This is a genomic window from Streptococcus mitis (assembly GCF_946190115.1).
Taxonomy (GTDB): domain Bacteria; phylum Bacillota; class Bacilli; order Lactobacillales; family Streptococcaceae; genus Streptococcus; species Streptococcus mitis_CO.
In genome coordinates, this window is the sequence record NZ_CAMHZG010000066.1 from 1 (window position 1) to 269 (window position 269).

Below are 269 nucleotides of genomic sequence, written 5' to 3' on the forward strand. Positions count from 1 at the left end.
GCTGATGTAGACGCTACCGCACTTGTGCTTGCTGATGTAGAGGCTACTGCGCTAGTGCTTGCTGAGGTAGACGCTACCGCGCTTGTGCTTGCTGATGTAGACGCTACAGCGCTTGTGCTTGCTGACGTAGATGCTACCGCGCTTGTGCTTGCTGATGTAGACGCTACGGCGCTAGTTGATGCTGAGGTAGACGCTACCGCACTTGTGCTTGCTGATGTAGATGCTACCGCACTTGTTGATGCTGATGTAGACGCTACAGCGCTTGTTGA

1 pseudogene is annotated in these 269 nt (G+C 53.9%); it reads left to right on the forward strand.

The annotated features are described in order from the left end of the window. Positions 1 to 269 (forward strand): annotated as a pseudogene (locus tag N8L90_RS09440) (hypothetical protein); the annotation flags it as partial.